Annotated in this window: 15 protein-coding genes and 1 pseudogene; 7 read left to right on the top strand and 9 right to left on the bottom strand. The window is 69.6% G+C overall.

Translation table 11 applies throughout. From position 1 onward, the window contains the following. From ABD378_RS43190 to ABD378_RS43200, 3 genes are all read left to right on the top strand, one after another. Positions 1-557, top strand: a 557-nt coding sequence (locus ABD378_RS43190) for a DUF4326 domain-containing protein (RefSeq protein ID WP_344530860.1), incomplete at its 5' end; no start/stop codon positions are given. Continuing rightward, positions 554-1,495, top strand: coding sequence for a hypothetical protein (locus ABD378_RS43195; protein WP_344530862.1), 942 nt, complete (start codon positions 554-556; stop codon positions 1,493-1,495). The genes ABD378_RS43190 and ABD378_RS43195, both read left to right, overlap by 4 nt. Positions 1,496-1,497: 2 nt before the next feature. Next, positions 1,498-2,235 carry a hypothetical protein gene (locus ABD378_RS43200; RefSeq protein ID WP_344530864.1) on the top strand — a complete coding sequence of 246 codons (738 nt, stop codon included), beginning with the start codon at positions 1,498-1,500 and terminating at the stop codon, positions 2,233-2,235. A gap of 4 nt (positions 2,236-2,239) precedes the next feature. On the opposite strand, the gene ABD378_RS43205 is transcribed toward ABD378_RS43200, so the two are convergent. Further along, a complete protein-coding gene (locus ABD378_RS43205) occupies positions 2,240-3,298 on the bottom strand; it encodes a hypothetical protein (RefSeq protein ID WP_344530866.1) in 1,059 nt (352 codons plus the stop codon). 328 nt (positions 3,299-3,626) lie between these two features. Here ABD378_RS43205 and ABD378_RS43210 point away from each other — a divergent pair, with 328 nt between their 5' ends. After that, entirely contained in the window at positions 3,627-3,866 is a 240-nt protein-coding gene (locus ABD378_RS43210) for a hypothetical protein (RefSeq protein WP_344530868.1), read from the top strand. Between the two features lie 109 nt (positions 3,867-3,975). Here ABD378_RS43210 and ABD378_RS43215 read toward each other — a convergent pair whose 3' ends face one another. Then, the gene (locus tag ABD378_RS43215; protein WP_344530870.1) at positions 3,976-4,146 is read right to left on the bottom strand and encodes a hypothetical protein; all 171 of its coding nucleotides are present in this window, start codon (positions 4,144-4,146) and stop codon (positions 3,976-3,978) included. Between the two features lie 188 nt (positions 4,147-4,334). Between ABD378_RS43215 and ABD378_RS43220 the strand changes: the two genes are divergently transcribed. The 3 genes from ABD378_RS43220 to ABD378_RS43230 are packed head-to-tail and all read left to right on the top strand — an operon-like array spanning position 4,335 to position 5,484. After that, the gene (locus ABD378_RS43220) at positions 4,335-4,649 is read left to right on the top strand and encodes a hypothetical protein (RefSeq protein WP_344530872.1); all 315 of its coding nucleotides are present in this window, start codon (positions 4,335-4,337) and stop codon (positions 4,647-4,649) included. Continuing rightward, positions 4,646-5,074 carry a hypothetical protein gene (locus tag ABD378_RS43225; protein WP_344530874.1) on the top strand — a complete coding sequence of 143 codons (429 nt, stop codon included), beginning with the start codon at positions 4,646-4,648 and terminating at the stop codon, positions 5,072-5,074. Before ABD378_RS43220 ends, ABD378_RS43225 begins: the two co-directional genes overlap by 4 nt. After that, complete coding sequence (locus tag ABD378_RS43230; RefSeq protein WP_344530876.1) at positions 5,071-5,484, top strand: DUF7352 domain-containing protein; 414 nt, start codon at positions 5,071-5,073, stop codon at positions 5,482-5,484. Before ABD378_RS43225 ends, ABD378_RS43230 begins: the two co-directional genes overlap by 4 nt. A gap of 165 nt (positions 5,485-5,649) precedes the next feature. On the opposite strand, the gene ABD378_RS43235 is transcribed toward ABD378_RS43230, so the two are convergent. From ABD378_RS43235 to ABD378_RS43265, 7 genes and pseudogenes are all read right to left on the bottom strand, one after another. After that, positions 5,650-5,997: a DUF6233 domain-containing protein gene (locus ABD378_RS43235; protein WP_344530878.1), complete on the bottom strand. Its 348-nt coding sequence runs from the start codon at positions 5,995-5,997 to the stop codon at positions 5,650-5,652. 135 nt (positions 5,998-6,132) lie between these two features. Continuing rightward, positions 6,133-6,777: a nuclease-related domain-containing protein gene (locus ABD378_RS43240; protein ID WP_344530880.1), complete on the bottom strand. Its 645-nt coding sequence runs from the start codon at positions 6,775-6,777 to the stop codon at positions 6,133-6,135. Further along, the gene (locus ABD378_RS43245) at positions 6,774-7,229 is read right to left on the bottom strand and encodes a hypothetical protein (protein WP_344530882.1); all 456 of its coding nucleotides are present in this window, start codon (positions 7,227-7,229) and stop codon (positions 6,774-6,776) included. Before ABD378_RS43245 ends, ABD378_RS43240 begins: the two co-directional genes overlap by 4 nt. After that, positions 7,226-7,753, bottom strand: coding sequence for a hypothetical protein (locus ABD378_RS43250; protein WP_344530884.1), 528 nt, complete (start codon positions 7,751-7,753; stop codon positions 7,226-7,228). The genes ABD378_RS43245 and ABD378_RS43250 overlap by 4 nt, the downstream gene beginning before the upstream one ends. A 49-nt stretch (positions 7,754-7,802) precedes the next feature. After that, positions 7,803-8,042 (bottom strand): hypothetical protein, encoded by a 240-nt coding sequence (locus ABD378_RS43255; RefSeq protein ID WP_344530886.1) that lies wholly within the window; start codon positions 8,040-8,042, stop codon positions 7,803-7,805. A gap of 46 nt (positions 8,043-8,088) precedes the next feature. Beyond that, the gene (locus tag ABD378_RS43260; RefSeq protein ID WP_344530888.1) at positions 8,089-8,454 is read right to left on the bottom strand and encodes a helix-turn-helix domain-containing protein; all 366 of its coding nucleotides are present in this window, start codon (positions 8,452-8,454) and stop codon (positions 8,089-8,091) included. Positions 8,455-8,498: 44 nt separating this feature from the next. Next, positions 8,499-8,815: pseudogene (locus ABD378_RS43265) on the bottom strand (NUDIX hydrolase); the annotation flags it as partial.

Consider the following 8,815-nt stretch of genomic DNA (forward strand, 5'->3'; position numbering starts at 1 on the left):
ACCCCAACGGCTACATCTTCATCGGCCGAGGATCCGGCTACGGCAACGTCTCCAAGATCGGATCACGAGGGGACCTCATACTGCCCGGCGGATGGATCGACCCGCGCGCCCACTCGCCACTCACCCGCCAGCAGGCCATCGACAACTTCATCAACTCCCACAGCCACGACCTCGACTCCCTGGACAGAATCCGCGACGACCTGCGCGGCAAGGACCTCCTGTGCTGGTGCGCCCTCACCGACGCCTGCCACGGAGACTGGCTCCTCAAGGTCGCCAACAGTGATCTCCCCGTCGACGCGTTCCTCGACCAGACACCGAAGCCGGAACACCTGGCCGCCTCCCGGATACGGATCTGCCGTCACCCCCTGCGCATCGTCACCCACGCACCCGCCTGGCTCGCCTGCGACACCTGCAAGGCCGACTTCCCCCACCAAGCAACCTGCCCCGGCCGCGGCACTCCTGGATGCGCTCAGCACTGCATGGGCGGCGCCGACCCCCAGGTCGCAGCTCTCGATGCCCTGTATGCCCTGCCCGCCGCAGAGAGGACCAGCCCGTGACCGACACCCAGAGCGCTCGCGACCGTCTCCTGGACCTGGTCAGCTTCAACGACACCGCCAACCGCGGCATCACACCCGAGCAGGCCGTCGACGACGCCATCCACGAAGCCCTCCTCAACCAGCCGTCCCTCCGCACCTGCCTCGTCCCCGGCTGCCTACGCCAGTACGACGCTCTCTCCTGCATGAACGGCGCAGCACCGCCCCGCCCGGAATGGTCCGGGGAAGGCTGGGCCACCCTCGGATCCGGCACGATCTTCCCCGCCGGAGGGCACCTGTGCCCCGATCACAAGCAGCTGGTGACCGACCACCTGCCGCGGCGCGTGAAACTCCCCAACGACCGGTGGACCGTCGACTGCGCCTGCGGCTGGATGCCCGCCCCGCAGACCTGGCACGGCCTCCTGCGCGCCCTGTGGGAACAGCACCTCCTCACCACCACGGGGCAACTGCCGACCCCCCAGCCCATCCCCGACCCCGACGTACCGGGAACCCGCCTCCCCCTGAACCAGCACACCGAGGCGACGCTGACCGAGCTGTACGACCGGCTGTGGGACGCCGAAGCCGACCGCGAGGAAACCCGCGACACGGCCCGCGCGTGCATCCTCGGCTACACGGCAGCCGTCCCCGCGCTCCTCGGCGCCAAGACGGCCCTCGAAGGCCTGCGCGCCCGCATCACCGTCGACTCCCGCGACTGGTCCGCCGACAAGCTGGACGCCCTGCTGTGGGCCGTCCTGGTCGGCTGGAACTGTGAGAACACCGAAGAAGGTCACGTTCACGACGGCATCGACTGTGCAGGCGACCAAGGGCTGTGGGACATCGCCCGTCAGCACGACATCCCTATCGGCCAGACCATCCAGGCCGGCAATCACCGCTGGTGGGTCGCCAACGCCATCAAGGTCGCCAAGCAGATCGAAGACACCGACAAGTCCAAGGAGGGCTGAACGTGCATATCCCGATGCGAGTCCTTCTCGGAGAGTGGCGGCCTACCGAGCGTCTGCCGACCGGTCACCTGCCCGGCGACGGCATCATGCCGCACCTGAAGGAGACGTACTACTCCACCCGCATCCGCCCCGGATCCCTCATCGTGTTCTCCGACCGACGCGCCTGGCAGATCATCGACGTCAGCGAACGGCCCGACGACCTGTGGCCCGAGCACTTCAACAACGAGTGGGACCGCTTCACCACGTGGTGGACCGAACAGGCCGCAGCCGGACGGGACATGGGTGCGGAGCCGACCCGCGCCACGTGGGAGCACCGACCCCTGGTCCTCATCCTGCGCCCCGCAGACCAGCCCACCGCCAAGCCCCGGCACATCGCCATACGCGCCTCCCGCACCTTCTTCGTACTGCCCGAGCACTACAGCTTGTGCCGCCTCTGCCAGGAGATCCCGCCCTGCCGCCACGTCGTCAACGAGGCCACCATCGAACGGGAGATGGCCTCCGCAGAACGCCTGATGGCGATCCCGGCCGGCGCCTGTCTGGGCTGCACCGAACCGATCACGTCCCGTATGAAGGCCGTCCGCTTCCCGGGGCCGAACCTGTGGCGCCCCGACCTCGGCCCGGACACAGCCGTCTTCCACGCCCGGCAGGACTGCGAGGACTCCGTGCGCTCCTACCGTCAGCTGTGGGAGGAGAAGGGGCACGCCGAACTGCAGCCAGAACTCCCAGAGGAAGCCCCGTGAGCGGTCAGGCCGCCGACTCCTCGCCTTCCACCCTTGCCCCCGCCGGCCCTTCCGCGGGGGCACTGTCGTCCACCCGGTGGTCCGGTGACAGGGCCCACTGGTAGATCAGTTCGTTCAGGGTGGTCGCACCCCACAGAGCCTTCAGTGCGGCGATCTCTTTCTCCATCTTCCGTTCAGAGACCCCGATACGGCCGGCGATCGACTTCTGGGAGACGCCCGTGCACAGGTTGCGCAGGATCTCCCGCTGCTGCCGTGTGGTCCGCGCGCCCCGCACGCTGGACGAGCCGATGGTGTCCCGAGCGTCCCCGCCGCGCCGGGCCCGCAGTTCTCCCGACCAGGGGCGTCCGCCCATCCACGCCGCCTCGAACATGCGGGCCATGACGGAGATCGCCGCCGGGTCGGTGATGAGCCAGGCAGCGTGTGCGGGCCCGCCGGCGACGATGTGGTCGGAGACGAAGGCCTGCTCACGATCCACGATGATCATGCGTTCGAAGGCGCCCGCCAACGTCCGGTACTGCGCACTGCGTCCCGCGCCTCGGTTCGCCATCTTCCGCGCGTACTCCGCGGTCACCGGATGATCTCTCACCGTGTCCCGGTAGATGGTCCGCAGCTCCACCCCGCGGTCCAGAGCGACCACATCACGCGCCACCGCCTTGTCGAGGATGGCCCGGTCGCGAGGACCGCCGGGCTGCGCGGCGAGGATCTCCCGGCGGGCCCCGCCCACGACGTCCTGCAGGCGGGCGTTCACGGCCGCCTGATCGTCCAGGTACACGCTGCTGGCGCCCGCGCGCAGCTGCACCGCCTCGTAATGCCGCATCAACCGCGTGGACAGCGAGGGCAAGTTCTTCAGCAGGGCGACCTGCTCCTCCGCCGCGGCCAGCACCTCATCCGTACGCCGCTGCAGGGCATGCTGCGGATCCCGCACACCGGGCACACCGCCGGGCAGGTCCTCGAGGGTGATCAGCCCCCAGTCGAGGAGCTCGCGCTGTGCTTGAGGGTTTGCGGCGGTGATCTGCCCGACCAGGTCGCCATCCCGCAGCGCGCACGCCTCATACAAGCGCATGGCGGGCGCCGACAAATCCCAGCCGTCACCCCGCGTATCGGATATGGCCAAAGCTCCTGATCCCCCATCAAAAACCTGTGATCAACTGCGGATTCCCGCACGGCGAACACCCGCACGGCCAATCGGTTGATGATGCAAACAGCCTAGGGCAGATTGAGCCCGGGGCGTCCCCCGACGCTCGTACTCCACGTCCTCCCCACAACCCCCACCGCCTACTGCCAGGTAAGTCGCGTGCGGGGCAAAGGGATTCGCAGCGGACCACGGGATACGAGACCGGGCCAGGCGCCCCACTATTGGTCCCGGACCACCTCCACAGAAAGGACCACCTGTGAAGCAGCCCGTGCGCCGCCTCCTCGCCGGCCTCACTCTCACCACCGCCACCCTCACCGGCAGCATCCTCACCGCCACCACCGCAACAGCCGACGAAGCCCCCGCCCCCGATACGAACGCGGCCACACCGGACAGGGGACCCGCCGACGACACCTGGCAGGGCACACCGCCCGCCGACCGCCCCGGCGCCAACCCCGAGCTGCCCCCAGCCGTCCCCATGGACACCTGGTGGGGCTAGACCCCACCAGCGCGAGACGGGCCCGGCAGGCCACCCCCAGTGGACTGCCGGGCCTCCCCGCTTCTCCGGCCCCGGGGGGGGAACGCCGCACCCGCGAGGAACGGCGCCCCTAGCCCGCGGTCGGCCTCACACCCGGCTTCGACTCCACCACCTGCGCATCGCCGTAGCCCTGCCCCCACAGCATCGCCCGGCGCCCCTCAGCGCTCTCCTTGTCGTACGCGACGCTCGACACTCGCGCCGCGCCATCCCCGCCCGTCCACGTCACCCAAAAGTTCTTCATGCGGTCATCATCGCCGTGACCACTGACAACGCCCCCGGCCACGCGGCGTGCACCGAGCGTTGTCAGTGCCCCGTGCCACCCTTGGCCAGGCCCGGCGGTGCCCATCACCTCGAAGCCGATGCTGCCGCCGGGCACACACCCCAGGAGCGGGGGCAACGTCCACCCCCAAGCGCGGCACCGTGGGACCCATGGCCCTCTACCGCAAACGCCCCGTCCAGATCGAAGCGCACCAGTGGCACCAGAACGGCGACCACCCCGAAGACGGCCCCGCCGAACGTGAGGGCAAGGTCGTCCGGTACTTCCGACGCCCCGAGCCCGAGTACGCCGGCCGTACGGAGCACGCCCTGTGCGGACGCATCTGGCACGACCACGGGTGGATCGACACCCTCGAGGGCGGCCACACCGTCTGCCCCGGCGACTGGATCGTCACCGGAGTCCAGAGCGAGCGCTACCCCGTCAAGCCGGACATCTTCGCCGCGACCTACGAGCCGGTGCACGTATGACTGGAGAGGACCCTATCGACGACAGGCGCAAGGCACTCCGCGCTTGGCTCACGGCCAACGGCATCCGGCCGCGCGACGTGCCCATCAACGCCGACCTCTACCTCGCCCCTGGCCCGGGCGGCACCCCTCACATCCACTACGAGGCTTTCCACCTGACCAGCGACGGCCACCAGCAGGTGGACGAACGCAGGCAGAGGGCCGCCATCGAACGCCGCACCACGCCCCTGCTGGTCGAGCCGCCCGCCTGGTGGGAGCCGCACCGCAAGCCCACCCGCGACCAGCTGCTGACCCTCATGGCCAGCCTGCGGAAGCTCGTCGACGACGGACCACCCACCAACCTTGCCGTATGGGGCGAATGGGAGAACGGCTACAGCAGCGCCCTGGACGCCGTGCAAACAGCCCTAGAGACCAAGGAGCCCTCATGACCCAGCAGGCTGTCATCCACCGCGCCGAGCTGCTCATCGATGACCGGCCTCACGGCGTGGACCTCACCGGCGACATCCTGCACGCCGCCGTCCGTCGGCCCAACGTGATGGACGTCTGGTATCAGGCCCGGCCTGACGGGATGGAGGCGATGCGGCGCAGCTTCCAGATCGTCGGCACAGGGCATCCCATCCCCGCCCACCTCGGCCTGTACATCACCAGCTCTCACAAGGGCACGGCGATCAGCTTGGACGGGCACCTGGTGTGGCATGTCCTGGAGAACCACTGCACGCACGAGGGCGTCATCGACACTGCGCAGATGCCCGACAAGCCCGGACGCGGACCAGGGATATGCGAGCGGTGCGCCGTGCCCCTGCGCGGCGACGGTCAGGACGGTTGGATTCCCGTATGAGCCGCCCCTCAGTCTGAACGTCCCCCTGCGCCCGGCGCCTGGTGGCAGAGTGGCGGGTATCCCCGGTGTGACGGGTGCACTGACCACCCCACGGCCGTGTACGAACCCCCCGGGGACCGTGTGTGGTCCGGCCTCCCGTGAAGCCGGGCCATCCACACGAAGAGCTCAGCTCGGCAGATCGAGCCCCGTCTCAGGTCGGCAGACCGCGCAGCACTCCGCTTTCACCTCATCGTCGGTGAGCGCGATCACCGCGTCCATGCGGCTGAGGTACCCCATCTCGTTCTGGAAGAGGTTGCAACCGCCCCGGTGAAGGATTGGCCGTCCTTCGTCGGCCCGCTTGGGCTGGATCTTCCACGACATTTCGATACGGGCCCGCTCACGCCGCTTCCGGTCCTGCTCGACCTGCACCTCGAGCTCGCGGACCTTCAGGCGCTGCTGGCTGACCTGCCATTCCAGCCATTCCAGGACGGCGCGGTTCTTGGCGAGGCGCTGTTCCAGCGGCAGATCGGACATGAGTTCGATCATAAACCGGCCACCGTCCGGAACGCACGAAAGCGGCCCGCGATCCCCTCGAAAGGGGACTGCGGGCCGCTCCCCGATGGCTTGCCCCGCCTCGGTGGTGGCGCCACGGTACGCCCGACGCGCGCCTCACCGGTAGGGGCGCAGCACCTGATCCACCCGCGCCGCCACCTCTCCCGCCCGCCACGGAGCCGCGTCGAACGGAACCGCGGACAGCGTCGACACCAGCCAGTCCGACGCCAACACGTACACCGGCGCCGGCAGACCGGGCACGCGAACAGCCAGGTGCCCGCCAACGACCAGAGACCCGTGCACGACCAGCAGCGGCAGCACGTCCACGTCGGGCATACGGAGCAGCTCCTGCACCTGCCCGGCGTGCTTCACCGCCTTCTCGACCTGGTCGTGCCGGTCCTCGAGTCCGCAGTGCACCCGCCCGCCCTTCAGGGTGGTGGGCCAGTTGCGGCGCCACTGCTTCGAGTCGATGACCAGAACCGCGCGGCCGTCCGGGGATATCAGGACGTGGTCGTAGTTCCCGCGCCCCCACGGGGGTCGTACGTCGTGCCGTATGTGCCAGCCGCTGGCGGCCAGCGGCGCGACCAGCCCGACCGTGGCCGCCTCACCCTGCCCGCCCTGCACCCACGCGCCCGCCTGAACGTCCGCACGGCGCGCTTCCGCGTTCACCCCCGCCCACGCCGTGACACGCCGCCACACACCCCGCCGGGCATGCGCGCGGATCGCTTGCGCCTGCCGGGACGCCGAGTTGCCGTAGGTCACCGGACACCTCCGGCAGCCACAGCCGCAGCAACGGCGATCCAGCCCTTGTGCCACGCCTGATCCATCAACGGGCCCGCTCCCGAATCTTTCGCCAGCCACGGAGCATGCCCGCACCGACGTGCGAGCCGAACCATCCACGTGGACGTCCCCTGCTCCTGCCACCGTCCAGCGGAGCGGTCCGCGACGTAGTGCGTCACCGCGGACACCGCTAGACCGGTGGCCGCTCGCCGCCAGTCCAGGCCGAGCCCGAGGCGCCGGTCGGCAGCCGCGAGGGCGAGGGCCTGCGTCGCCGTGTACGAGGCGACGTGCCGGGCGCACGCCATCCTCCCCTCCATGCCGGGGCGCCCCTTGGCGACCGCGTCCTTGTCCTGCTGAACCCAGTAGTCGGCGACCTCGTGAGAAGCCGTCAGGACCGCGTACACCGCGGCGAACTGCGCTGTTCGGTTGCTCATGCTGCACCTCCGATCGCCAGGCGCATCCCGCACACGCGCAGGATCCGAGCCGCCCACCACACCGTCATGGCCGCCCTCCCGGACAGCATCTGGTTCAAATGCTTCGTACTGACCTGAAGTTCTCGCGCTACGGAGGCCTGCGAGCGGCCGGACGCCTCAAGGCCCGTCCGTACTTCGGCACGCAGCGCCTCGAGCAGCTGTGCCGCGTCCTCCTCCAGACGGGTCGGCGGGACGGTGCTCGCGTCAACGGCCAGCACCCGTATGCAGCGCGGCCCCTTCAGCCACGCCCGGACGTCCGCCGTGGACAGCGCGGCACCGCCCTGCGGGGTGTTCTGCTTCTTCTCGAGGACGGTGCACATCTCCCCGAGGTACGCGTGGGCGTCCTGCGCCCGGTACAGGTCGGTACCGAGCCTCTCGACTTCGTCCCGGGCTTCGCTGGCGGTCAGCAGCGGGTATTCGCCTGCACCGCGGAGTGCGGCGTAGTGGTGGGCCCAACCGATCGGGCCTAGGGGCTTGTCACTCATGCTGCTCCTTGTCGGGGGGTGTCGGGTTCGGGGATGGTGCCGACCGCCCTCACCGGGCGCCGGCCTTGCGGTGCCGCGACGGGCCGGGGCTGGCACGCCGCGCTCTGAGCTGCTGCAGGGTCTCCTCGACCAGGTCGGATATCAGGCCGGCGACAGCGACCAGGAGGACCGCGATCCACCACGGCATGTCGGTACGGCCGGTCCATGCCCACCACAGAAGGCCGAAGCTGATGCCGATGGCCGTGTAGAGGAGCGTGGAGATGATGGCGGGAAGGTACGCACGGAGCATGGGGCCCTCCTGGGCGTTGATCGGTCTTACCCAGCGGCGAACGTGTCTAAGATGTCCGGGTTTTAGGGGCGATTCCGGTGACCTTCGCGGCCTTTCGGGCGGCACGCAGATCACGCCGATAGGTCCGTTCGCCTTCCCAGCAGTCGTCACAGGGCTCTTCGTCCCGGTACTGGTGCGCAGCGAACCCTGCATGGTCACCGTGGCGTTGGGGCCGACCGTCCAGAATCCCGGCCTGGCAGCCCAACAGCACCGCGTGCGCAATGGACTGCGCACCGAGCTTCCGCATGATCTGCTGCCCGATCCAGGACGCCGTCCGGTTCGAACAGCCGAGCTCCCGGGCTGCGACGTCATAGGTGCCGCCGCCCGCCATCAGGGTGAGCAGCTTCAGCTCACGGTCGGTCAGGGACGGCACGGGCCCGCCACCTTGAGGCGACGGGCCCACCTGCACCGGGGCGGTCATGGGGTACGCCCGGCGCGGCTGTCGATGTCGGCAATCCACGCAGCACAGACGGCAGCAACCTGGACCAGCTCGTCGCGCAGCTTCGCGTGGTCGCGCTCGGCTTCGACCTCGGCGACCTCCTCGGCGAGGATGTCGGCCCACGTGCCGTAGCCGGAACCGAACGCGGCCTCGCACCAGCTGCGCTTCGTCTCGGCGTACTCCTGCTGGCCCTGGTTGCCGGTGCCGTCGGGGTGGTGCTGGTCGCCGAACTTGGCGATCTGCCGCTGCCGCTCCGCATCGACCTCCGCCATGTGACGGGCAAGCCCCGGCGTTT

Source organism: Streptomyces rectiviolaceus, assembly GCF_039533825.1.
GTDB classification, from domain to species: domain Bacteria; phylum Actinomycetota; class Actinomycetes; order Streptomycetales; family Streptomycetaceae; genus Streptomyces; species Streptomyces rectiviolaceus.